Annotated in this window: 21 protein-coding genes; 17 read left to right on the top strand and 4 right to left on the bottom strand. The window is 65.0% G+C overall.

All coding sequences use genetic code 11. From position 1 onward, the window contains the following. The first annotated feature begins 3 nt into the window (after nt 1–3). The 4 genes from FHS96_RS17580 to FHS96_RS17565 all read left to right on the top strand — a co-directional run bounded on the left by FHS96_RS17580 (nt 4) and on the right by FHS96_RS17565 (nt 2,569). The gene (locus FHS96_RS17580; protein ID WP_429594429.1) at nt 4–396 is read left to right on the top strand and encodes a C-glycoside deglycosidase beta subunit domain-containing protein; all 393 of its coding nucleotides are present in this window, start codon (nt 4–6) and stop codon (nt 394–396) included. Nucleotides 397–510: 114 nt separating this feature from the next. Then, complete coding sequence (locus FHS96_RS17575; RefSeq protein WP_429594426.1) at nt 511–1,434, top strand: alpha/beta hydrolase; 924 nt, start codon at nt 511–513, stop codon at nt 1,432–1,434. A gap of 26 nt (nt 1,435–1,460) precedes the next feature. Further along, nucleotides 1,461–2,072 carry a thioredoxin family protein gene (locus tag FHS96_RS17570; RefSeq protein ID WP_429594423.1) on the top strand — a complete coding sequence of 204 codons (612 nt, stop codon included), beginning with the start codon at nt 1,461–1,463 and terminating at the stop codon, nt 2,070–2,072. After that, nucleotides 2,063–2,569, top strand: a complete 507-nt coding sequence (locus FHS96_RS17565; RefSeq protein ID WP_429594420.1) for a hypothetical protein — start codon at nt 2,063–2,065, stop codon at nt 2,567–2,569. The genes FHS96_RS17570 and FHS96_RS17565 overlap by 10 nt, the downstream gene beginning before the upstream one ends. 15 nt (nt 2,570–2,584) lie before the next feature. Here the strand turns inward: FHS96_RS17565 and FHS96_RS17560 are convergent, their stop codons facing one another. Beyond that, complete coding sequence (locus FHS96_RS17560) at nt 2,585–3,223, bottom strand: TetR/AcrR family transcriptional regulator (RefSeq protein WP_429594417.1); 639 nt, start codon at nt 3,221–3,223, stop codon at nt 2,585–2,587. 164 nt (nt 3,224–3,387) lie between these two features. Here FHS96_RS17560 and FHS96_RS17555 point away from each other — a divergent pair, with 164 nt between their 5' ends. From FHS96_RS17555 to FHS96_RS17520, 8 genes are read left to right on the top strand one after another with little or no spacing between them, the layout of a single operon-like run. After that, on the top strand, nt 3,388–4,515 hold the full coding sequence (locus tag FHS96_RS17555) for an LLM class flavin-dependent oxidoreductase (RefSeq protein ID WP_429594414.1): 1,128 nt from the start codon (nt 3,388–3,390) through the stop codon (nt 4,513–4,515). Between the two features lie 55 nt (nt 4,516–4,570). After that, complete coding sequence (locus tag FHS96_RS17550; protein ID WP_429594411.1) at nt 4,571–5,161, top strand: NADPH-dependent FMN reductase; 591 nt, start codon at nt 4,571–4,573, stop codon at nt 5,159–5,161. Then, a complete protein-coding gene (locus tag FHS96_RS17545; RefSeq protein WP_429594409.1) occupies nt 5,158–7,551 on the top strand; it encodes a beta-glucosidase family protein in 2,394 nt (797 codons plus the stop codon). The genes FHS96_RS17550 and FHS96_RS17545 overlap by 4 nt, the downstream gene beginning before the upstream one ends. Then, entirely contained in the window at nt 7,548–8,450 is a 903-nt protein-coding gene (locus FHS96_RS17540; protein ID WP_429594406.1) for a VOC family protein, read from the top strand. Before FHS96_RS17545 ends, FHS96_RS17540 begins: the two co-directional genes overlap by 4 nt. A gap of 3 nt (nt 8,451–8,453) precedes the next feature. Further along, nucleotides 8,454–9,611, top strand: a complete 1,158-nt coding sequence (locus FHS96_RS17535) for an alpha/beta hydrolase family protein (protein ID WP_429594403.1) — start codon at nt 8,454–8,456, stop codon at nt 9,609–9,611. Then, entirely contained in the window at nt 9,608–10,387 is a 780-nt protein-coding gene (locus FHS96_RS17530) for a cyclase family protein (protein WP_429594400.1), read from the top strand. The genes FHS96_RS17535 and FHS96_RS17530 overlap by 4 nt, the downstream gene beginning before the upstream one ends. A 12-nt stretch (nt 10,388–10,399) precedes the next feature. After that, nucleotides 10,400–11,371, top strand: a complete 972-nt coding sequence (locus tag FHS96_RS17525; RefSeq protein WP_429594397.1) for a fumarylacetoacetate hydrolase family protein — start codon at nt 10,400–10,402, stop codon at nt 11,369–11,371. A gap of 32 nt (nt 11,372–11,403) precedes the next feature. Further along, the gene (locus tag FHS96_RS17520) at nt 11,404–12,849 is read left to right on the top strand and encodes an MFS transporter (protein ID WP_429594394.1); all 1,446 of its coding nucleotides are present in this window, start codon (nt 11,404–11,406) and stop codon (nt 12,847–12,849) included. A gap of 8 nt (nt 12,850–12,857) precedes the next feature. Here the strand turns inward: FHS96_RS17520 and FHS96_RS17515 are convergent, their stop codons facing one another. Next, complete coding sequence (locus FHS96_RS17515; RefSeq protein ID WP_429594392.1) at nt 12,858–14,198, bottom strand: LVIVD repeat-containing protein; 1,341 nt, start codon at nt 14,196–14,198, stop codon at nt 12,858–12,860. A gap of 2 nt (nt 14,199–14,200) precedes the next feature. Further along, complete coding sequence (locus tag FHS96_RS17510; RefSeq protein WP_429594389.1) at nt 14,201–16,387, bottom strand: TonB-dependent receptor; 2,187 nt, start codon at nt 16,385–16,387, stop codon at nt 14,201–14,203. Nucleotides 16,388–16,506: 119 nt separating this feature from the next. Here FHS96_RS17510 and FHS96_RS17505 point away from each other — a divergent pair, with 119 nt between their 5' ends. After that, on the top strand, nt 16,507–17,172 hold the full coding sequence (locus FHS96_RS17505; protein ID WP_429594386.1) for a TetR/AcrR family transcriptional regulator: 666 nt from the start codon (nt 16,507–16,509) through the stop codon (nt 17,170–17,172). 37 nt (nt 17,173–17,209) lie between these two features. On the opposite strand, the gene FHS96_RS17500 is transcribed toward FHS96_RS17505, so the two are convergent. Beyond that, nucleotides 17,210–18,280 carry an amidohydrolase family protein gene (locus FHS96_RS17500; RefSeq protein WP_429594383.1) on the bottom strand — a complete coding sequence of 357 codons (1,071 nt, stop codon included), beginning with the start codon at nt 18,278–18,280 and terminating at the stop codon, nt 17,210–17,212. Between the two features lie 323 nt (nt 18,281–18,603). Between FHS96_RS17500 and FHS96_RS17495 the strand changes: the two genes are divergently transcribed. The 4 genes from FHS96_RS17495 (at nt 18,604) to FHS96_RS17480 (ending at nt 24,140) form a co-directional block, all read left to right on the top strand. After that, nucleotides 18,604–20,922: a TonB-dependent receptor gene (locus tag FHS96_RS17495; RefSeq protein WP_429594380.1), complete on the top strand. Its 2,319-nt coding sequence runs from the start codon at nt 18,604–18,606 to the stop codon at nt 20,920–20,922. Nucleotides 20,923–20,952: 30 nt separating this feature from the next. Continuing rightward, entirely contained in the window at nt 20,953–21,720 is a 768-nt protein-coding gene (locus tag FHS96_RS17490) for a hydroxypyruvate isomerase family protein (RefSeq protein WP_429594377.1), read from the top strand. Nucleotides 21,721–21,746: 26 nt separating this feature from the next. Continuing rightward, a complete protein-coding gene (locus FHS96_RS17485) occupies nt 21,747–23,102 on the top strand; it encodes an MFS transporter (RefSeq protein WP_429594374.1) in 1,356 nt (451 codons plus the stop codon). Nucleotides 23,103–23,411: 309 nt separating this feature from the next. After that, entirely contained in the window at nt 23,412–24,140 is a 729-nt protein-coding gene (locus tag FHS96_RS17480; RefSeq protein ID WP_429594371.1) for a FadR/GntR family transcriptional regulator, read from the top strand. The last annotated feature ends 4 nt before the right edge of the window (nt 24,141–24,144 follow it).

Genomic DNA, 24,144 nt, shown 5'->3' with positions numbered 1-24,144 from the left:
ATCATGTTCGACAAGATGATGCTGTGCGACGAGGGCTTCGAGAATGTCGTCGAGGATGGCGAGGTGATCGGCTTCGCGTTGCTGGCACGGCTGCCCTATTATCGGGGTCTCGGCCTTTCGATGATCGAGGATATTGGGCTCACCGTCGATGGCGAACCGGTGGCGCGCGGTGACGTGCGTTTTTCGGTGCGTGACCGGAGCTGGACGCTCGACGAGATGGAAACCGAATATGGTGACCGCTGGAACTTCGGCGAGAAGGCGAAGGTGACGGTGCTGCGCGCTGGCGGCCTGGCACCCGGCGCGCACAAGGTGGAGATCGCTGTGCGCATGCGCGTCTCCTACCTGCCCTTCGTGCCGACCACGAAGACCGGTCGCGAGCTTCAGCTCGCCGCCTGACGCATCGATCGATCGCGGCGGGCGCCGCCGCGATCGACACCGCCAATCATCAACAGGTCGGACGCGCAAAGCGCATGCCGGTCGCGGTCGTGTGGCCAACGAGGGGGTTATCAGATGCGAAGCGCGATGCTGACAGCGGTGATCGTCTGCGCCGCACTGGGCGGCGCGGTCCCGCCCGCCCTGGCGCAACAGGCCCCATCCTTCACCTTCGAATCCTTGCCGACGCCAGCTCTGCCAGACGCGATCCCGCTCGGCACCGGACCACAGGCGCCGGACGTGCCGCCGGAAAACTGGTTCCGAATGAATGGAGATCTCAACGTTCGCAACGTTTCGGCGGCGACGTTGACCCCTTTCCTGCCGACGGCCGACAAGGCGACCGGAACTGCGGTGATCGTCGCGCCGGGCGGCGGCTTCCTTGGTCTCGCGATCGAGACCGAGGGCTATGCCATTGCGCGCTGGCTTGCCGATCACGGCATCGCCGCCTTCGTGCTCAAATATCGCGTGCTGCCGACCCCGGCCGATTTCGCGACGTTCGAGCGTGAGATGGTGGCGGGGCGGACGGGCAAGACCTCGTCGCTTCGTCCTCCACAGGACACGCCGGTTTTTTCGCGTGACGATGCCAGCGCGGCACTGGCACTGGTGCGTGCCCGCGCCGGGCGGTGGCAGATCGATCCTGCACGGATCGGTATGATGGGCTTTTCCGCAGGCGCGTTCACGACCTTGAGCGCGACCTTGGATGCACCCGCGGCCGAGCGACCGGCGTTCATCGCGCCGATCTATGGAAGGCTGGTGGAACGCCCGGTGCCGGCGGATGCGCCGCCGATGTTCGCCGTCCTGGCGCAGGACGATCATTTCTTCGCCGCGCAGGGTTTCGGGCTGGTCGAAGCGTGGACGCGCGCGAAACGACCTGCCGAGTTCCATTTCTATCAGACGGGCGGTCACGGCTTCGGGCTGGGACGCCCGGGCACGACCAGCGACGGCTGGATCGACAATTTCGTCGTATGGCTGAAGGCGAACCACCTGCTCGGCGGCGCCTGAAGCCATCCAACGCTGGGAGACGATTGATGCTTCGCATGTCGCGCATGAAGAATCTGGGTTCCGAGGCGTCCGATTTCACACTGCCGGATACTGATGGGCGCCAGGTATCGCTCGGGGACTTCGAGTCTTCGCCGGCGCTGCTGGTGATGTTCATCTGCAATCACTGCCCGTTCGTGCTGCATATCATCGATGCCGTGGCGGATTTCGCGCGCGTCCATGCGTCGCGCGGGCTCGCCACGGTCGCGATATCCTCGAACGATCCGGGCGAGTATCCGGAGGACGATGCCGCGCACATGGCGGCCTTCGCGCGCGACCATCATCTCCCCTTCCCTTACCTCCACGACGAGACGCAGGAGGTCGCCGCCGCGTTCGGAGCGATCTGCACGCCGGATTTCTTCCTGTTCGGGTCGGAACGGCGCCTGTTCTATGCGGGCCAGTTCGACGCGAGCCGCCCAAAGATCAACCGCCCGCCCGTGCCGGGACTGCCGCCGTTGCGCACCGACCTGCCGGTGACCGGCGAAGATATGCGTGCGGCGGTCGATGCGCTGCTCGGCGGCCGGCCCGCGCCGGTTCCACAACGCCCCAGCGCGGGCTGCAGCATCAAGTGGCGCGCGGATCGGCAACCATCATGGGCGTAAGCCAGGAAATCTGGGTCTCGCCGGCGGCCGTGCAGTTGCAGGAACAGGGGCCGGACTATCTCGACATCGTCGACGATCAGCCCTGGTCGGCGCAATCGGGTTTTCACCGCGGCTTCTCGTCCAGCTTCCGGATCCGGCCGGATCGGAAGCTGTGGTTCCATTTTCCCTTCCAGCTGCCCACGCAGGTCACGGCGGATCGCGCGCTGCTGCTCTGGGAGACCGAAGGCGATGCCACGATCAACTGGGTCTGCGTCCATCATGGCGGCATGCATCGCCAGCATCTGTTCGAACCCGGCACGCCGCTTAGCGGCACTGCGGTGCCCTTCGATCCGCCGGAACAATGGCGGCATTTTTATCCCGCCTCGCATCGGCTGCTCAGCGATCTGCCGATCGCTCCAGCGATCAATAGCCGCTTCGGCATCCAGCTCTGCGTGCTGGCCGAGGGGCCGGGCGTCGTCCGCTTCTATGGCGCGGGGCTGCGCATCCTCGTCCCCTGATCGCCCGCGCCGCCGTCAGCGTGCGGGCGCGCGCAGGAAGGCGGCCGACATGATCGCCAGGTCCTCCTTCAGTTCTTCCCAATTGCCCTGGTTTGCGGCTTCGGGTGAGGAGCCGAGGCCGAGGAAGCGTGCCAGCGTGCAATAAATCATCCGGAAGGCGTTGCCGACCAGCCGTTCATGATCGGGGCGGCCGAATTCATCGGCATAGCGCAGCATCTGCGCCTGCGCCTCTCCGCTCAGCTTCTCGGCCGAACTGCGCCCGAGCGCCGACATCGAACTGTCGTAGATCGCGCGGAACATGATCGGCCGCAGCACCGGACTGTAATCCTTCAGCAGCTCCGCATAGGCGTTGACGAAATAATATGTGTAGTCGTCGAGCGTCGCCGATCGCGCTGCGACCTCGGCCATCATCCTGTCCTGATCCTCGCCGATCCGGGAGAGCACGCGGCCGTGGACGGCGCGGATCAGATCATCCTTGCTGTCGAAGCGCAGATAGATCGATCCGATCGAAACCTTGCCGGCCTTACTGACCTCGGTAAGCGTGAAATCATCATTGCCGCGCTTCACCATCAGTTTTTCGGCGGCCGTCAGCATCCGTTCATAGGAGGCGCGGCTGCGCCCCTGCTGGGGTTCGCGGCTCACTTCGGCTGCCACCGAAATAGAATCCTTCTTCGTTTTCTCTGTTGACACCGGCGGCATATCAATCCTATCACCAATAAGAACGATGGTTCTAATTATGCTATCATACTGGAAGCATCGAGAGCCAATGTAAACAAGCCGGCCACCGCAGCGCCAATGAGCGCGATTTGGAGGGGACAATGCGTTTTTCGGTGTTTCTCAACGCGCGGTCGATGGCGCCCAGCGAGGATCGCAAGCTGATCCAGGACCTGACGGCGCATGCCACAAGGGCTGCAGAACTGGGTTTCGACGCGATCTTCCTGCCGGACCATCATTTCAACGGCTATATGCCGATCGCGTCCGACAGCTACATGTACGCGGCCTATCTCGCCGCGCGCCTGCCGCAGATGCATTTTGGTTTTTCCGTGACTTCGGTGCCTCTCCATCATCCCGTCCGCTTCGTAGAGAGGATCAACATCCTCGATCAACTGACCGACGGCAAGCTTCTGATCGGCGTCGGCAGCGGAACGACCCCGGAAGAAATGATCGGCTTCGGCGTCAACTATCGCGAGGCCGGCGAAATCTCCGACAACAACCTCGCGCTCGCCGAAAAACTTTGGGCGAAGCGGATGGAGGATCCCGCGGTCGAGATCGACAACGGCCCGCACAAGGGTCGTGTGCTCCAGCGGATCGCGCCGGCGTCCTATACGCCCGGCCATGCCCGCCTGATGCCGGTCGCGATGAAGGAAGCGAGCGCGCGCCGCGCCGCCGAAAACGGCTGGCCGGCCTTCATCCCCGCCTTCACGCCGCCGCAGATCGGCGGTACCGAGCCGATGAAGCACGTCGCCAAATTTTTCGGCATCTATCGCGGCATGCTGGAGGACGCGGGCCACACGCCCGAAGTGATCGCCGATGCGCTCGACTGGACGACACACACCTATCAGGTGGTCCATGTCGCCGAGACCGACGCGCAGGCGCGCGAGGAACTGGAAGTCATCCTGCGATCCTATCAGGACGCGATCGAGCGCGAGAATGAATATAATCGCCGCGCGGAATCCGACGACGCCAACAAGAAGACCGATCGCACGCCCAACGCACTGACCGAGGACTGGATCGGCACCTGGTGTCTCTATGGTTCGCCCGAAACCGTGGTCGAGCATCTGGCGCCCTATGCCGAACTCGGCATCGGCAACATCCTGTGCGGCACCACCACCGGGCCGCTGACCGAAGAGCGGCTGCGACTGGGCGATCAGACGCTGCGGCTCCTGTCCGAAAAGGTGATGCCGGCGTTCAAGCCGGCGGTGCCGGCATCGGTGGCCGCGGAGTAACGATTTGCGGGCGAGCGGCCCCCGAGACGGCCGCCCTCAACATAAGGAGAGAAGGATGGCCAGCTCCCCCGCCGCCAACCGCCGGCGCATCGTCGGACTGGGCGGCACGTTCCGGCAGGCATCGTCGAGCGAAAGGATGGTCCGCGCGATCCTGGCCGAATGCGCGGCGCTGGGCGCGGACACGATCATGTTCGACGGGCCGGCGCTCGCGCGGCTGCCGCACTATAATCCGGAGCATCCCGACCGCACGCCGGAGGAGGCCGCACTGGTGGCGGCGATCCGCAGTGCTGACGGGATCGTCATCGGCAGCCCCGGCTATCATGGCGGTTATTCCGGGCTGGTGAAGAACGCGATCGACCTGCTGGAAGATCTGCGGCCGGACGCGCGCACCTATTTCGACGGCAGGCCGGTGGGCCTGGCGGTCACCGCCGCCGGCTGGCAGGCATGCGGCACGACGCTTTCGGCGTTGCGCGACGTCATTCATGCGATGCGCGGCTGGCCGACGCCGGTCGGGATCGCGATCAATTCGGTGGAACAGCGGCCGTTCGGGCCCGACGGCTCTATCGTGGACGAGACGATCGGCCGCGCCGTGCGTGCCCAGGCCGAACAGATCATGCGCTTCACGATGATGGAGGCTGCGGCGTGATTTCCGGACTATCTCTGGAACAGCGTGTTGCGATGAGCGCGGGCGCGACGATGTGGTCGACCGTCGGCTATCCCGACGCCGGCATTCCCTCGCTGGCGATGGCGGATGGCCCGATGGGCATCGCCAGCGGTCGAGTCGACGAGCGCGATGTGGCGCTGCTCAGCCCCTGCCCGACCGCGCTCGGTGCAAGCTGGGACGTCGAATTGTGCGAACGCGTCGGCATGCTCGTGGGCGGCGAGGCAATCCGCATGGGCGTCGACATGGTGCTAGCGCCCAATGTCAACCTTGCACGCAGCCCGCTGTCCGGCCGCGCGTTCGAATATTATTCGGAAGAGCCGGTGCTGGCCGGCATCATCGGCGCGGCCTGGGTGACGGGACTGCAGGCGACGGGCACCGGTGCGGTCGTAAAGCATCTCGTCTGCAACGACAGCGAGACCGATCGCGACCGCATGAATGCTGTGGTTGACGAGCGTACGCTGCGCGAGATTTATCTGCTGCCATTCGAACTCTGCGCCGACGCCGGCGCTGGCGGCATGCTGACCGCCTATAACCGGCTCAACGGCGCATGGTGCGCCGAGCAGCATCATGTGATCACCACCATCGTCAAGCAGGAGTGGCGCTTTCCCGGCGTCATGATGAGCGACTGGTTCGGAACGCATTCGACCGTGGCGACCTTGCGCGCGGGGCTCGATCTCGAAATGCCGGGCCCCGCCCGTTTCCTGGGGCATAAGGCGGCCGAAGCGGTCGCCCAGGGCCTGGTCGATGTCGATCGCGTTACCGATGCCGCGGCGCGCGTCGCGGCGGCGGCCGTGCGCTTCATGGGCGCGAAGCGCAGCCCGATCGCGGGCGCTGCCGCGGATGCGCTGCTCGTCGATGCCGCGGCCGCCGGTTTCGTGCTCCTCAAGAATGAGGCGCGGCTGTTGCCGCTCGTGCCGGGGCGGGAGGCGCATATCGCCATCATCGGCCCCAATGCGGCCGCCCCCTGCTATCAGGGCGGCACCTTCGCCAAGATTGCGGTCGCGCCCGATGCCGCCCGGCCGCTGGACGCGATCCAAGCGCGCTACGCCGGCCATGCCCGGATCGATTACGAGCCCGGCGTCGACCCGCAGCCACGTCTGCCGTCGATGCCGGTCCGCCCCGCGCGCGATCTCGGCGATGGCCGCGACAGCGGCATGACCGTCGATTATTTCGACGGCCAGTCGCGGGATGCCCGGCTGATCGCCAGCGAGACCCGCGATACCAACTCGCTGGTGTGGTTCGCGGGCGTGCATGACGATGTCGCGGCGCTCGACCGGCCGGCCCGGATTGTCGCGCGCGGCATCTTCCGCGCGGAGACGAGCGGTAGGCATAGTTTCTATCTCGGTGCGACCGGGCCGGTGCGGATGCGTATCGATGGCCGCGACATCTTGCAGGCGACCGAGCCGGTCGCTTCGTCCGACGTGATGGGCAAGTTGAAGAGCGGCGATGCCAACAGCGTTTCGGTCGATCTCGACGCGGATGCGGAAATTCTGGTCGAGGTGGAATTCGACTATGCGCCGGCGCGCGTGCACGGGCTGTGGTACGGCGTTCGCCGCCCGGATACGCCCGAAGCGATGCTCGCGCGCGCGGTCGGGCTGGCGGGTGAGGCGGACGCGGTCGTGCTGATCGTCGGCGAAACCTCCGACGCCAGCGTCGAGAGCAAGGATCGCCAGCATACGCGGCTGGCCGACGAACAAATCCGACTGATCGAGGCGGTCACTGCCGCCAATCCGCGCACCGCGATCATCGCCAATGTTGGCCACGCCTTCGATTGCGCGTGGGAGGACCGGGCGGCGGCGCTGCTGGTTGCCTGGTATCCTGGGGAAGGCTTCGGCGAAGCGATCGCAGAGGTACTGGCGGGGGATCGCGAACCTGGCGGACGGATGCCGGTGTCGATCGCGCGCACCGAAGCCGATTATCCGGCTCTCTCGTTGACCCCTGACGCGGCTGATGACCTCTATTATCGTGAGGGGACACGCGTCGGCTATCGCGGCATGGCCAACCCGCGGCACACGCTGGGTGCAGGCTTTGGCTATGCGGATATCGCGTTGCTCGACGCCCGCGTGGTGCCGGAGGAAGCGGGAGACGCCACGACGATCGCCGCGACTGTGGAGAACCGCGGCGATCGCGCCGGCAGCGACGTGATCCAGATCTACAGACGGGCACCGGAACTGGCGCTCACCGGCTTCGCCAAAGTCCATCTCGCGCCCGGCGAACGGCGCGAGGTGCGCATCAGCATCGCCCGGCGCCGTCTCCAGACGTGGGACGGGGGGTGGCGCGACATTGCCGACCCGCAGCTCTTCGCCGGCCGCTCGGCCGAGGACATCGCCTTCGACCTTCCCCTCATTTCCGTTCCGGAGCAAATCCTATGAGCCGCGTCACCGAAATCCGTCATGTCGGCTATGGCGTTCCTGATCTGGCCGCCGAGCGCGCCTTCTATGCCGAGCAGTGGAAGCTGGTGGAGGCGGGCGAGCAGGCGGGCATGGTTCATTTCGCTGCCGAGGGCGATGAGGAGCTCTATGTCGTGCGGCTGCGGCAAAGCGACGTGAAGCGGGTCGACGTGATCGCGCTCGCCGCGGACGATCGCGCTGCCGTGGCTGCGCTCTACGACAAGGTGCTTGCCTCGGGCTGCCGCATCATCTTCGCGCCGCGGGATCTGAAGACGCTGGGCGGCGGCTATGGCTTCCGCTTCTTCTCGCCCGATGGCCTGCCGTTCGAGATCTCCAGCGACGTCGCCAGCCGTACTCCGCGCGCCCTGTCGCGCTGGGAAGGCGTGCCGCAGAAGATCAGCCACATCGTCCTCCATTCACCCGATCATCAGGCGCTGGTGCGCTGGTTCGTCGAGGTACTGGGATTCAAGGTGAGCGACTGGCTGGGCGACTTCATGTGCTTCCTGCGCTGCAACGCCGCGCATCACCGCATCGCCATCCTGCCCGGACCGCCCTGCCTCAACCATGTCGCCTACGACATGCTGAGCGCGGACGACATGATGGCGGGGATCAGCCGCCTGAAGCAGAAGGGCACGGACATCCGCTGGGGACCGGGCCGGCACACCGCAGGCAACAACACCTTCAGCTATTTCACGACGCCGGCGGGCTTCGCAATTGAATATACATCCGAGCTGGAAGACGTCGATTTCGAAACGCACGAGGCGAAGGTCCATGTTCCGGGTCCCAAGGTGATGGACCAGTGGGGCATCGGCGTCGGCGGACCGCAGACGATGCCGCATCCCGAGCCCGACAAGGGGCTGTTCCAGGCCGTGGAGGTCTGAGCCGTGGCGCTGTTCGAATATTTCCCCAACTATATCTGGAACCTCTCGGTCGCGATCGCGATGGAGAGCGGCGGCCAGATCGGCGAGATCGTCGACATGTGCCAGCCGATCCGCGATGCTGCCGCCACCGGCGCGGATGCGGGCACGCCGATGTTTATGAGGGCGTGGTCGGCGATGGGCGACAAGCTGCTTGAGCTGGCTGCCGAGGACGAGGCGAAGGGCCGCGCCTTCTCGGCCTCGAACAAGCTGGAGCGTGCGGCACTCTACCTCTTCACCGCGGAACGGATGCAGGGCCATGGCCATGCCGGCCGCGAGCAGACCTACGCCCGGGCGCGCAGCACGTTCGACCGCTCCACCGCCCTCGGCAGGCTCAACCGCGAGCGTGTCGAGATCCCGCTGGAAAGCGGCACCATGCCCGCGCTCTACACCCGTGCACCGGGTGAAGGCGCCAGCCCGGTTGTCGTGTTCTGCAACGGCCTCGATAGCTGCAAGGAACTGCTCTACTGGACCAGGCTGCCGGCGGAACTCGCGCGGCGCGGCATCTCGACACTGTGCGTCGACCAGCCGGGCTCGGGCGAGGCGCTGCGGCTGCAGGGGCTGCCGGTCGATCCGCACAGCGAAAGCTGGGCGAGCAAGGCCGTGGACTGGCTGGAGGCGCAGCCCGATGTCGATCCTGCGCGCATCGGCATGACCGGCATCTCGCTCGGCGGCCATTTTGCACCGCGCGCCGTCGCCTATGAGCCGCGCTTCGCAAGCGGCGCGGTGTGGGGTGCCAACCACAACTGGCGCGAGGTGCAGGACAGGCGCATGGCGCGCGAGGGCGAGAACCCGGTGCCGCATTACTGGGCCCATGTGCACTGGGCGTTCGGCGCGAAGGACCAGGACGACTTCCTGGCGAAGTCCGAGGCGATGAACCTCAACGGCCATATCGACCGGATCAAGGTGCCGTTCCTCGTAACGCACGGTGCTGACGACCGCCAGATCAGCGTTGCCTATGCAGACGATCTCTACGACCAGCTCGTCCATTCGCCGCGCCGCGAGAAGATGATCTTCACCGCGCGCGAAGGCGGCGTCGAGCATGTCGGCGCGGACAACATGGCCTATGGCCGCGACCTCATCGCCGACTGGTTCGCCGAGACTTTGGGAGGGCAGACAGCATGAGCCGCCGCTTCGTCGACCTGTCGATCACGCTGTGCAATGACGTGGTGAGCGATCCGCCCTTCCTTAAGCCGGAGATCACCTACCAGACGCACATGGACACCGCGCCCGAACTCGGCATCTTCTTTCCCGGTGTGACCGCACAGGATACCCCCGACGGCGCCGGCTTCGCGGCGTCCGAATGGGTTAGGCTCACCACCCACAGCGGCACGCATCTCGACGCGCCCTATCATTTCCACCCGACGATGAATGGCGGCGAACGCTCGATCACCATCGACGAGGTGCCGCTCGACTGGTGCTTTCGCCCGGGCGTGAAGCTGGACTTCCGTCACTTCGCGGACGGCTATGTCGTGACCGCCGCCGATGTCGAGGCGGAACTCACCCGGATCGGCCATGACCTGCAGCCGCTCGACATCGTGCTGGTCAATACCGCGGCGGGCAAGGCCTTGGGCCGGCCCGATTATGTCAATGTCGGCTGCGGCATGGGCTATGAGGCGACCATGTACCTGACGAGCCGGGGCGTGCGCGTGACCGGCACCGACGCCTGGAGCTGGGACGCACCCTTCGCGCATACCGCGGCGAAGGTGAAGGAGACCGGGGATACCTCGCTGATCTGGGAAGGCCACAAGGCCGGCCGCGACATCGGCTATTGCCACCTCGAGAAGCTGCACAACCTGGAAGCGCTGCCCGGCAACGGCTTCACGGTCAGCTGCTTCCCGCACAAGATCAAGGGCGCGTCGGCCGGCTGGACGCGCGCGGTCGCGATCATCGAAGACTAGGAGAAGACCGGCATGCGGCTCGCGACCCGCGCGAAGGGCACCCCCGACGGTCAGTTGATCGTCGTTTCCGCGGACGGCGCGCGCGCGCTTGCCGCCACCGGCATCGCGGCGACGCTGCAATATGCCGTCGAGGCGTGGGGCAGCGTGGAAGCCGATCTGCGCCGCCTCGATGCGCGACTGGCGGCGGGTGAAGGCGATGTGCTGGACCCGGCCGACCTGCGCGCGCCGCTGCCGCGCGCCTGGCAATGGCTCGACGGCTCGGCGTTCCCGACGCATGGCGACCTCATGCAGCAGGCATTCGGGCTGCCTCCAATCGAGACCGACAAGCCGCTGATGTACCAGGGCATGTCCCATCGCTTCCTGAGCGGCCATGAGGATGTGCGGCTGCCTGACGAGGCCGACGGCATCGATTTCGAGGGCGAGTTCGGCATCATAACCGATTTCGTGCCGATGGGCACCACTGCCGCCGACGCGCTGAAGCATGTCAGACTCGTCATCCTGATCAACGACTGGTCGCTGCGGGCGATTGCGCCCGTCGAGATGAAGACCGGCTTCGGCTGGGTGCAGGCCAAGCCGGCGTGCAGCGTCGCGCCGTTCGCGGTGACGCCTGATACGCTGGGCGACGCATGGCAGGATGGCCGCGTCCACCTCCCGCTCGAGGTGATGTTGAACGGGGCATGGTTCGGCCATCCCCATGGCCGCGAGATGGCGGTGGGCTTCCACGACCTCATCGCCCATGCGGCGCGCTCGCGCGATCTCGTCGCCGGCACGATCATCGGTTCCGGCACGATCTCCAACGCGGACCATGCCAGCGTCGGATCCTGCTGCATTTCCGAACGCCGCGCGATCGAGATGATCGCCCAGGGCAAGCCGGCAACGCCATTCATGCGCTTCGGCGACCGGCTGCGCATGCAGGCGCTGGCCGGCGGCGGATCGCCGTTCGGCAGCATCGAACAGCGCGTGGTGAGCGCCCGTCCGGATTGAACGGTGCGCCTTTCGGTTTGCGGGAGAAGAGGATGACCGCGCCTGCAGAACGTGAGCGGCTGGGCTGGCCGACGCGCATCGGTTTCATGGTCTGCGCCATGCCGGAGCTGATCAAGAGCTTCGCGTGGGACGCGTTCGTGCTGTTCTACTATGCACAAGTCGTCGGCCTCAATGCCGGGCTGATCGGCAGCGCGCTGATCATCATTCTCGTTTTCGACACAGCGGTCGATCCCTATGTCGGGACCGTGTCCGACCGCATCCGGCGCGCGCCACTGGGGCGTCGCCATACGCTGATGGCGGCCGCGATCCTGCCCTTTGCAGTCGGGCTGGCGTTGGTCTTCTCGCCTCCGGCCGGATTGTCGCAGTTCGGCATGTTCGCGTGGCTGGTGGGGTTTGGTCTTCTGGCGCGGGTGGGGATATCGTTCTGGACCGTGCCAGCCTATGCGATGGGCGGCGAACTCAGCCGCGATCCGCGCGAGCGCGCGATCATCGCGGTGATGCGCAACCTCGGCAACCAGGCGGCGGTGCTGACGGTGCCGGCGATCGCATTCGGCTGGTTCTTCGTCGCCTCCCCTGCCTTTCCGAAGCCGCAGCTCGATCCGGCACCCTATCCGGGCTTCGGCCTGTTCGTCAGCGTGCTCGGCGCTGCGTTGATGGTCACCGGCATCGTCGGCACCCGCACTCGCCTGTCGCAGATCGAACGGATGGAAACGCATGCCGGGCAGCCGGTGAGCGCCGCCAGTCTCCTCGCAATCGTGCGGCAGATCGTCAGCGCGGTGCGGATCACCCCTAATGTCGGGCGGCTGTTCGCCGTAGGACTGCTGGTGTTGTTCACGACGTCGGTCATCAATCAGCTCTCATTGCACCTCGCGACCTATTTCTGGCAGCTCGACGCGGCGGCGACGCGCAGCCTGCTGATGGCGGGTACGCTCGGCGCGCTGGTCGCAATGGCGCTCGCGCCGCATGTGATGCGCTGGCTGGGCACGCGCCGCGCGATGATCGCCGGCCTTGCCGCCTATTTCCTGCTGCAGGCCGGCGTCGTGCTGCTGCCGCTGGTCGGGCTGGGACCGGCCCCCGCCTCCGCCGCGATCGGTGGGTTTGTGTTCGCCGCGCGTCTTGCTGGTGGCATCGCCTATGGCATTTATGTCGTGCCGTTCAACACCGTCACCTACGACATCGGCGACGAGCATGAAGCGAACACGGGATCGCCCCAGCAGGGCTTCGTGGCGAGCATGATGTTCCTCGGCCTGCAGATCGGCAGCGGGCTGGTCGGGCTGATATCGGGACTCTTCCTCCACCTTATCGACTTTCCCGCCGGCAGCGCCGTCGCCGATGTGCCGGTCGGCAAGGTCCACGCGCTCGCCTGGTTCGTCATCACCCTCATCCTGCTCGCGGGTGCGACGGTGAGCTGGGCGGTCAGCCGCTTCAACGTCTCGTCCGCGAAACAGGATGAGGTCCGCGCGCTGCTCGCGCGCTGAGCCTTGCGTCAGCGCGCCGGCGACAGGCGGGATCGCATCACCCAGATGCCGCCATCGCGGCCGTCGCTGGCATAGAGATAGCCGCGGGTATCGGCGATAACATCCTCCGGCCCCCGCTTGTGCTCGGCCCAGGGGCCGATGCGGGGCAGGAACCAGCCGACCTCGCGCGGCGCATGCGGATCGCTGGTGTCGAACACGCGCAGCCCCGCGTTGAAATAGGTCATGTAGACCAAAGGCGCGGTGTTGCGCACGTCGGGCTGGTGCATCTCGGTGACGACATTGTGCGGGCCGAACCGGCCTTCCTTGTCGCAAAAACTCTTCAATCCGCTGCCCGCTGCCGGCACCGGCCGCGGAAGATAGGAGAGGAGGCGCGGTTGTGTCGGATCCTTGTTGTCGACGATCGCGGCGAACGCGGCGCTTTCCTTGTCGCATCCTGGCGCGCTGGGCTCGGTGCTGACCAGCACCAAGGACCCGCTGAGCGGCACGACGCTGTGGATGGCCTGGGTGCCGACCGGCGCCAGCGGAGAGAAGACCAGCTTGCCGATCAGCCGCGGCCGGGCGGGATCGGAAATGTCGAGGTTGACCAGCGCTGGCGTGAAGCCGAGCGTGAGCATCTTGCCGTCGGCGCTGACGATCGGCGGGCCGTGATAGCCCGCCGGCGGCAGGGTTTCGCTTTCGTCTTCCTTCTGCCCCGGCATCCACCAGCGCCCCGCCTCGCGCGGGCGAGCGGGATCCGAAACGTCGAGGATCACCAGTACGGACTGGCCGCGATAGCCCTCGATCCAGGCCGACATATAGGCGTAGCGGCCGCCGGGGTAGGCGTTGCGATGCGTCGCCCAGCCGCGCGCCACCCAGTCGGTGAGCTTGCGCGGTCGGCGCGGATCCGAAATGTCGTAAAAGCTGGCGAGCGGGGTCGGCTGCGCCTCCACCCCCTTGAACGGATATTCGATGCTGCCGCCCGCCGACGGCGGCGGGAAGGGCTGTTGCCGGCCGACGATCAGCAGATTGCCGTTGAGCGTGATCTGCCCGTCGCCATCGGGCACCTCGACATGCGCGACCGTGACCGGCTGCGTCGGATCGGTTACGTCGATCACCGCGAAGCCGGTGTTTTCGCGCATGCCGCCGCCACCTTCGCCGGCGAACAGGTACCAGCGTTCCCCCACCCGCCTGAGGCCGAGCTTGAAGGGGCGTGAGCCCGGCAGGCGCGCATAGCCGACCGGCTCGATGCCGTCCGCCGTCCAGCCGGCGGGAATGCCCGCCGGGGCTTGCGCCGTCACCATGGGGGGGGCGGCCAGACCGGCGACGAGAGTGGCAGAGGCGATGCCAAGCGCGAGGCGAAGAGCCGTCATCGTCAAAACCTCATGCTCGCCTGCACCCCATAGGTGCGCGGCTGCCCAAAGATGAAGTTGTAGAGATCGATGCCGCCGCCGTTGAACGAGGAATAGGTCAGCGGGATCGTGTCTTCGAGGTTGCGGACATAGGCGCCGACCGAGAAGCGATCGTCGACATGATTGTAGCTCAGCGACAGATCGGTCTGGGTATAGGCCTTCTGCCGGTCTGCCTCCCAATTATAGGCGGTCAGGAAATAGTCGGATTTGAAGCGCGTCTGCGCCGACGCGCTGATGTTGGCTCCGCTGGCCAGTTCGAGACGATGATCGTAGCCGGCGACGATCGTCCAGCGCGGCGCCTGCGTCGGGCGATTGCCGGAAAGGTCGACCGGCCGCGTCGGCGCACCCAGCACATTCTCCACGGTCAGGAAGCGATCGAAGCGCGCGTCGAGATAGTTGACCGTGAAGCGGACCTGATCCGCTTCCGAAAGCGCCTTGATGAAATCGACCTCGATGCCCTTGATCGTCGACTTGCCGGCATTGCGCGTCGCATTCCCGATCGCGGTATTGATGAACACCTGGATCTGCTGGTCGCGATAATCATACCAGAAGGCGGATGCGTTGACTTCGAGCGTGCCATGATCGAAGCGGTTCTTGGTGCCGATTTCGTAGGCGGTCAGGTCTTCGGGGTCATAGGGCCCCGAATTGTCGCGCCCGCCCGCCTTGTAGCCGCTGCTCGCCTTGGCATAGACGAGCGTGTCCTTGCGCGGCTTCCAGTCGAGCCCGAGGTTCCAGGTGAACTTGCTCCAGTCCTCGTCGAACGGCGTGATCTGCGCGGCCGGATCAGTGGGCAGCGGACGCTGCGGCAAGAAGCCGGTGATGCTGTTGAGCGTGCCTTTCTTGCGATCCCACGTGTAGCGGCCACCGATCGTCGCGCTCAGCCCGTCGACGATCGGCACCACTGCCTGGCCGAAAAGCGACTTCGAATCCGAGATCACATCGCGATAATTATAGTCGATGAAGGCACCGGGGCCGTCGAGATACAGGCCGCGCCGCGTGCTCTGCGTCTCGCGCATGTAGAAGGCGCCGACCTGCCAGAACCAGGCACCGGCTGGATCGCCGGTCAGCCGCAATTCGTGGCTTTGCGTATCGGAATCGAGCTTGTCGTTCTGGAACGAGAATTCGGCCGGGACATAGCCGTTCAGCGGCACTTCCGATTGCATGTCGATGCGGCGGAAGCCGCCGACATAGCTCAATGTCGCGAAATCGAGGTCAATGTCGATCTCTCCGCGCACCGCATATTGGTCCGCATCGAGATTGCCGAGCTTTTCCAGCGGCCAGCCGCGGCGCGGAAAGTCGAACCGGATGTCGCTCGGTGCCTCGCCCGCCGGCAGCCCGATCAGGCCGACCTGGATGCCATAGCTGCTGGGCGGCAGTTGATCGACATTCACATATTCGCCGGCGAGATAGACCGAGACCCGGCTGTCGGGCTCCCACTGCAGGCCGATGCGCGCGCCTTCGACATTCTGGTCATCGCCGCGGCCGGCGGGGCGGTTGTCGCGATAGCCGGAATGTTCGGCATGCTGGCCGGCGACGCGGATCGCCAGCGTGTCGCCGACAGGGATGTTGACCGCCGCCTGCGCCTGGATCGCATCATAATTGCCATAGCTCGCGCTGGCGCTGCCTTCGAAGCGGCCAAGCTTCGGTTTATTGGCGAAGATGTTGACCGCGCCCGCCGTGGAGTTCCGCCCGTAGAGCGTGCCCTGCGGCCCCCGCAGCACCTCGATGCGATCGAGATCGAACAGGGCCGCGTTGAGCGCGACCGGCCGGTTGAGATATTCGCCGTCGATGTTGACGGTGACCGCGGAATCGCTCGTTTCGAAGATGTCCTGGCTCGAAACGCCGCGGATCGTGAAGGTGGTGAAGATCGTGTTGGTCACCACGTTCAGGTCGGGCGCGACATTCTGTAGGCCGTTGACGTCGGTGACGCCGGCCCGCACCAGCGCCTCGCCCTGCACCGCGCGGATGGCGATGGGCACATCGAGGATGCGTTCGGCGCGCTTCTGCGCGGTGACGACAATATCGCCCAGTGATCCGGCCTCGTCCGCCGCAGCATCTGCCGCAGACGGCACCGCTTCTTGCGCATGGGCCGGAACAATTGCGGTGGTGATGGTAAGCGCTGCCAGTAGCGCATGACCCAGGCGGTTCATGTCTTCCCCTCCATTTTGGATTGTTGTCTTGTGCATCACTTAACAGAATGCGTTTTCTAGAATCAATACTCTATTGTGATTTTCTGGCGTCGGCGGAGCGGTTGCGATAAGGCTGCGCCATGTTGGAGGGCTCGCACGGGCGGAAGCCGAAGCAGGAACGCGCGCAGACGTCGCTCGATCGGATGCTGGGTGCGGCGGAAACGCTGCTTATGGAGCGCACAAGCGGAGATCTGACCATTGCCGAGGTGAGCGCCGCCGCCGGCGTGCCGGTGGGGTCGATCTATTTCCGCTTCAAGGACAAGGAAGAACTGCTTCGCGCCGTCCAGCAACGCATCGGGCAGCGGCTGGCGGCCGAGCATGGCAATCTCGTAGCGACCGCGGAGGCGCACGGCACCGGGCTTGAAATGCGCGCGATCGCGCTGGTGGATGCGCTGGCCGAATTCCTGCTGCGCGAGAGTGCGGCGATCCAGGCGATGATCGCGATTGCGACGCGCAACGCTGCGCTGGTTCCCGCAGGCCGGGCGGTGCAGGCCGATCTCGTCGAAAAACTTGTGGGCTGCCTGATGGGGTGCCGTGGAGAGATCCGGCATCCGCAGCCCGAGACCGCGGTGCGCATGGCCGTTCGCATGCTCTATGCCACCTTTGCCCGCCAGATCGGCATTGCCCGCCCCGGACCCGCCGGCGATCCGGCGGATTGGGCCGAACTCAAGCTCTACAGCGCTCAGATGGTGCTGGGTCTGCTGCTGTGGGATCGCGGCTTTCCCGATAAGGACGGGCCCGGCTGAGCCGGGCCCGTCCCTCTTCCTTATCCGTCATCCCACCTCAAACGAGCCGGAACAGCCGCTCCGCATTACGGTGGAAGAAGAGCTCCGCCTCTTCCGTGGGCATGGCGATGGCAGCGGCCTGCGCAACGGCCGCATCCTCGTCCTCGAACGGATAATCGACTGCGAACAGCACGCGATCTGCGCCCAGTACTTGCTGGCAGAAGCGCACCGCCGGCGACCAGTTGGCACCGCTGGTGGTGACCCAGAAATTCTCACGGAAGATCGTCGCCGGGCTTCGCTTGAGCGGGCCGAGCCCGCCTCCGTTGAGCGTCCGGTAGCGGTTGTCGATGCGATCGAGATAGAAGGGTATCCCCTCTCCGTCATGGCCGACCACGATCTTCAGGCGCGGAAAGGCCTCGAACACGCCGCCCGTGATCAGCCGCAGCGAGTGGAGCGCGGTTTCGGCCGCATAGCCCCATATCGCTCCTTCCAGTCGGCGTTCGGCGTAGGCCGGCAGCGCGCCCGGGGCGGGTTCGCGCGGGTGGATATAGACCGGCACGTCGAGCGCCTGCGCCGCCTCGAAGATCGGCCAGAATCGGGGCTCGTCGAGATAGGCGCCCTTTGTGTGCGAGTTGATGACCGCCCCCTTCGCGCCGAGCCGGCGAACTGCGCGTTCCAGTTCCAGCGCGGCGGCGGCCGGATCCTGTGGTGCGATGGCGGCCAGCGCGGCAAACTTGCCCGGCCAGCGCCGCGTCCATTCGGCGGCCCGATCATTGACCAGCGTTGCGAGTGCATTGGCCTCGCCGGGCTCGAAGATCTGGACGCCGGGCGAATTGAGCATGATGATCTGCATGTCAACGTTGGAGCGCGCCATGTCCTTCAGCCGGATCTCGGGATCGAGCAGCCGCGGCCAGCGCGGAAATTTGCCGGTGCCGATCAGCGCGCGCATTCCGGGTTCGTCCGCAGCCCCGCCCGCCATGTAGCGGTCGACGGCGTCGATCAGCTCGGGAACCGAAAAGCCTTCTTCGCAGGCGATCCGTCGCATCCCCGCTGACGCGCTGGCAGGCGCCGCAGCCACCCCCGCGAGCGCCGCGCCCACCCCAAGCATCTGTCGCCGATCCAGCTTCAAGACGACCTCCCCCATGGCTCGCGAATCTCTGTTCGCGGCTGATAAATAGAACGAATATTCTATATGCGATATCCGCCACCGACGCGGATTGTCAAACGGCAATTCTGTCTTTTGCGGCGCAGCAATTTCCGACGCGATGCGGCAAAACATGCCCCAGCTTTCGGCTTATACCTTTGATCTAAAGCCATAATTTAGGCAGGATCGAAACTCGCATAACCGGAATCTCGGTTCTAATAATCCTGTTGACGCTCTCTCTGGCGGATATTAAAACCATCATTGTAATTCGTAAAAGGCCCCCGCCGAGGGGCTGATGGGGAGGATTGATGATGCGCTTTCGTGCCTTTCACGCCATTCTGCTGAGCACGGCGCCGCTGGCCCTGGCAAGTGCGGCCTACGCCCAGGACGCCGAAACCACGACTGCCCCGGCAGACGATGGACCGACCAGCATGGGCCTCGCCGACATCATCGTCACCGCGCAGAAGCGGGCGAGTAATATTCAGGACACGCCGATCGCGATGCGGGCGTTCGACAATGAGGCGGTACTCAGGGCGGGTGTCAGCGACGTCAACGGCCTTGCGCGGCTTGCGCCCGATCTGGGCATCACCAACGACACGCAATATACGAAGATCACCGTGCGCGGAATTTCGAGCCAGGATCATAGCGAAACCGCTGATCCGGCACTGACGATCAACATCGACGGCGAATATATCAACCGCCCGATCGCGCTCAACGCGACCTTCTTCGACCTCGAACGGATCGAGGTTCTGCGTGGCCCGCAGGGAACGCTCTATGGTCGCAACGCCACCGCGGGCGCGCTCAACATCGTCGCCGCCAAGCCCAAGCTCGGCGCCTTCTCCGGCTATGCGACCGGCAGCTACGGCAATTTCAACGCCTTCACCGCCGAAGCCGCGGTGAATGTGCCGCTCGGCGACAAGGTGGCGGTGCGCGTCAGCGGGATGCACAACGAGCATGACGGCTACTTCAACAATGCCCCCGCGGGCCGTGGCAGCGCCGGCAATACCGATGCCGCCCGTATCTCGCTCTATGCCGAGCCGCTGGAGGGCGTGCGCGTCTATCTCGCCGGCGAATATGTCGATGTCGATACCACCGGTATCGCGCAATATGGCATCGTCATCGCCAACAATGGCGTGCTTGCCGATCCGGCTTTCGCCAACGGCATCGTTGACGTGATCCCCTCGACCCCCGCACTCGAGGGCGGCGGCGTGCCGCTCAACCTTCGGTTCGATCCGCCGAAATCCTCTTTCCCGCTGGGCGATCTCGGCTACACGCGCATCGAGCAATATGCGGTGCGCGGGCGGCTCGACGTCGATGTCGGCTCGATCGGGACGCTCAGCTATATCGGCGGCTATCGCGACGTGAAGTCGGACGTCGCCCAGCCGCTCAACGGCTTCGTGCCGACCACCTTCATCCAGATGTACGAGAAGAACTCGCAGACGCAGAGCCATGAAGTCCGTTTGTCCGGCGGCGATGATGGTGGTTTCGTCTATCAGGTCGGCGGCTTCTATTTCTATGAAGACCAGTATATGGCGCAGGGCCTGTTCCTGCCGCTGGCGGCGGGTGGCAGCTATCTCAACTATTTCTACCGCCCTTATGTGAAGAACAAGTCGGTCGCCGGCTTCGCGCAGGCGACCGTTCCGCTGGTCGAGGATGTGCTGAGCGTGACTGGCGGCATCCGTTACACCAAGGACAAGAAGAACGCCCTGTTCATCAACTATGGTCCGCAGTTCGGTCGTGGCCCCAACCCGCCCGCGCAGGACGACACGACCCGGCCGGGCCGCGTCGCCTTCAACCCGACACCGCTCGATGACGAGCAGGTCACCTTCACGTTGGGCATGGATTACAAGCCCAGCCGCGATCATCTGATCTATGGCAAGGTGAGCACCGGCTACAAGGCTGGCGGCTTCGACAATGTCGGCGCGTTCGGTGCGGAAAAGCTGACCGCATATGAAATCGGATCGAAGAACAGCTTCGCCGGTCGCACCATCCAGTTCAACGCCGCGGCTTTCTATTACGACTACAAGGATCAGCAGATCCCGATCTTCCTTGACACCAATGTGGGATCGCAAGTCGTCAATGCCGGCAAGTCGCGGATATGGGGTATTGAGACGGACACCACCATCTTGCTCTCGCCGAACGACCGTTTCACCGCAACGGTCAACTATCTCGACGCGAAGCTCACCCAATTCCAGGCGGCGCGGCTGGGCCTGACCGGCACGATCGCGGACAGCGATCCCGCGACGCCGGGGCTGCAGCCGTTCGACCTCAGCGGCAATCGCCCGGTCCAGTCGCCCAAATGGACGATCGCCGTCGGTTATGACCATGATTTCTATTTCGGCGATCACAAGCTGACCGCGAGCGTCTTCAGCCGGTTCAAGTCCGCCTATTTCCTGCAGCCGAGCAATTCTATGGCCGAGATGCAGGAGGCGTTTACGCAGACCGATCTGACCCTCGAATACTCGGCGCCGGGAGACCGCTTCAGCATCCAGGGATTCGTTCGCAATATCGAGAATTACAAGCCCTATGCCTTTGCCGGTTATGTCAACGCCGGTGGTCAGCTTCTGATCAACTACGTCTATGGGACGCCGCGCACCTACGGCGTGCGCGGAACCTTCCGGTTCTGACGCACCAGCGCCCCCAAGCGAGGATCAAGAATGACGATATCAGCGTGCGTCGAATGGCTGTTCAAGGACGAGCAAGCAGAACTGCCCGATCGCATCCGCGCCGCGAAGGCGGCGGGGCTTGGCGGCGTGGAATTCCATCTGTGGCGCGACAAGCCGATCGACGCGATCAAGGTCGCGCTCGACGAGACCGGCCTGCCGCTGACGAGCTTCTGCGTCGATCCGCGGCGCAGCCTCGTCGATCCGGAACAGCATGAGGAGTTCATCCTGGCGGTTACCGACACGATCGAGACCGCAAAGCGGCTGGGCCGCCCGCCGCTGATCGTCGCTTCGGGCTTCATCCGTGACGGCGTGGATTTCGAGGAGCAGCGGGCGGAGGCCGTGAAGGTTCTCCGCAAGGCGGCGGCGCTGGCCGAGGAGGCGGGCATCATCCTTCTTCTCGAGCCGCTCAACACGATCGTCTCGCACCCCGGCATGTATCTTTCGAGCACCACGCTGGCGCTCGACATCATCGATGAGGTCGGCAGCGACCATCTCCGCCTGCTCTACGATGTCTTCCATTCGCATGTGATGGGCGAGGATATGGAAGCGGTGCTGCGCGGCCGCATCCACCTCGTCCATCATATTCAGTTCGCCGACAATCCGGGCCGCAACGAACCGGGCAGGGGCACGATCGACTGGCCCGCCACCGTGGCGATGTTGCGCGGACTGGGGTATCAGCGCGCATTTGGCCTCGAATATCTGCCGACGCTTCCCAGCGCGGAATCGATTGCGCAGACGCGCGCGTCCACCGGGCTCTGACGGCGTAGAAGGGAAGGAACCGCAGTATGGCCACGGCAAGCGCGACGAACCTGGCCTCGGCAGCCGTACCGCCCGAGCAGCGCGATCGCATCGATGCGTGGGAGAAGGTGAGCTACGGCCTCGGCGATTTCGCTTGCGGATTGAGCTGGAACGCGGTGGGCGCGTTCCTCCTCTATTTCTACACCAATGTCGCGCTGCTGCCGGCCGCGGCGGTCGGCACGCTGTTTCTGCTGTCCCGCCTCCTCGATGCCGGCATCGACCTGGGCGTCGGCCTGATGGTCGACCGCACGCGATCGCGCTGGGGTCGCACGCGCCCCTATTTCCTGTTCGCCGCGTTGCCCTTCTCGATCCTGCTGGTGCTGACCTTCACCACGATCGATGGGTCGATCGGTGCCAAGCTGGCCTATGCCTATGTGACGTTCACGTTGCTGGGCATCCTCTATTCCTTCCTCGCCGTTCCCTTCTCGGCACTGATGCCGATGATGACCGCCGATCATGGCGATCGCATGCAATTGGGGAGCGCGCGTGCGATCGGCACATCGGCATCGGTGATCCTTGCCACCGTGGCGACGATGCCGCTGGTCGGGCTGCTTGGCGGCGGCGACGAGCGGCGCGGCTTCCTGTATGTCGCGGCGATTTTTGCCGTCCTGACCTTCGCGGCGCTGATCAACCTCGTCTTCAGTTGCCGGGAGCGTCATCACGACGCGGCGCCCGCCGGTGGCGCGATCTGGCCGGCGATCGGCGAGATGCTCCGCAATCGGGCGTGGCTCGTCACTTTCCTGTTCTGTACGTTCAACTTCCTGCGCTTCGGCGTCGTCATTTCGGTGACCGCCTTCTTCGCGATCGAGGTGATGCGCGCGCCCTGGATGATCGGCATCCTGCTGCCTGCGGTCTCGGGCACGCTGATCATCAGCGCGATGATCGCGCCGATGCTGTTCAGGCGTACCGGCATCCGCAAGGGCTGTATCGCCGCGCTTGTGATCGCCATCGCGCTTCACGCGGTGCTGCCGCTGGTCGAAGCGCATCACCTGCTGTTCCTGGCCCTCTTCCTGGTCGCGGCCGTTCTGATCAGCCTGACGATGACGGCGATCTTCACGATGGCTGCCGATGCGGTCGACTATCATGAGCGGCAGTTCGGCTGCCGCAACGAGGGGTTGCTCTCGTCGGGCATCAGCCTGTCAACCAAGGTCGGCATGGCGATCGGCACGGCGCTTGTGGCATATGCGCTCGCTGTCGCCGGCTATGAACCCGGCGCGGTGACCGACGGCGCGCGCGGCGCGATCCGCTGGTCCTACTATGGCGCACCCATCCTGATCATGCTGCTGCAGATCGGCACGATGATCTTCTGGCCGATGGACAGTTTCGAGCGCGCTTCACGCTGATCCGTTGCGCGGCGGTATTCCCGGCGCGCCAACCCGCCCTCGCGCATCCCCGAGGCCCCTTCACGGCTTCCCGTCGCGATTGACGTCTGCATAAAATATTACTATTCAATCAAAGCGGATGTCGGGGGACGGCAGATCGAGCGAGAAGATTGAAAAGACCGGGGCTTCCGTCAAGAAGGCAAGTTCGTGAATGGCGGCGCGGGGCTAGGGCCTTTGTGCAATGCGTGAATGTTTTATGGCTGATCTCGCGGCAAATGATCGAGTCGCAGGACAGGCAGCGCGTTTCAGCTTCGCGCAGAAGGATGGGTTATGAGTTCGTTCGGAAGCTTCCAGAAATTCAGTGAAGGAACGCTTTCCAGCCACGATCAGGTTGCCCGCGCGCTGGGTGCGCAGATCATCAACGGTGTTTACCCGCCGGGCTCCAAGATCCCCGGTGAGGCCGAAATCCTCCAGCGCTTCGGCGTGTCGCGCACCGTGTTGCGCGAAGTGCTCAAGACACTGACCGCCAAAGGGTTGATCGTTTCCAAGACGCGTGTCGGCACCAAGGTGCTTGATCCCAGCCATTGGAACTTGTTCGATGCCGACGTACTCTCCTGGAAGATGTCGCAGGGGCTGGATGAGGCATTCCATGGCGACCTGACCGAGATCCGGCTGGCGCTGGAACCGCGCGCCGCCGCGCTCGCCGCTCGCCGCCGCGATCCGGGCGCGATCAGGGAATTGCGCGACGCGATCGAGGCGATGCGCAACGCCACGGAATCCCGGCGCCAGTTCGCCGAGGCCGACCTGTTCTTCCACAAGGCGATCGGGGCGGCTTCAGGCAATGTGCTGCTGCGATCGATTGCCGCGGTGATCGAGACCGCGCTCGTCGCCTCCTTCACGATGACCTCGCCGATCCACGATGCCGACCTGCATGAGCACAATGTGCACAGCCACGAACTGATTGTGGATGCCATCGAAGCCGGGGACGAGGAAGGCGCGGCGGAGGCGATGCGCAAGGTGATCAAGACGCTCGCCCACTGGCGCGCGCAGGCGGACTGAGCGC

Origin of the sequence: Sphingomonas zeicaulis, assembly GCF_050433225.1 — a bacterium.
GTDB lineage: Bacteria > Pseudomonadota > Alphaproteobacteria > Sphingomonadales > Sphingomonadaceae > Sphingomonas_D > Sphingomonas_D zeicaulis.
The sequence above is the reverse complement of the archived record's forward strand: the minus strand, read 5'-3'. Positions and strand labels throughout refer to the sequence as shown.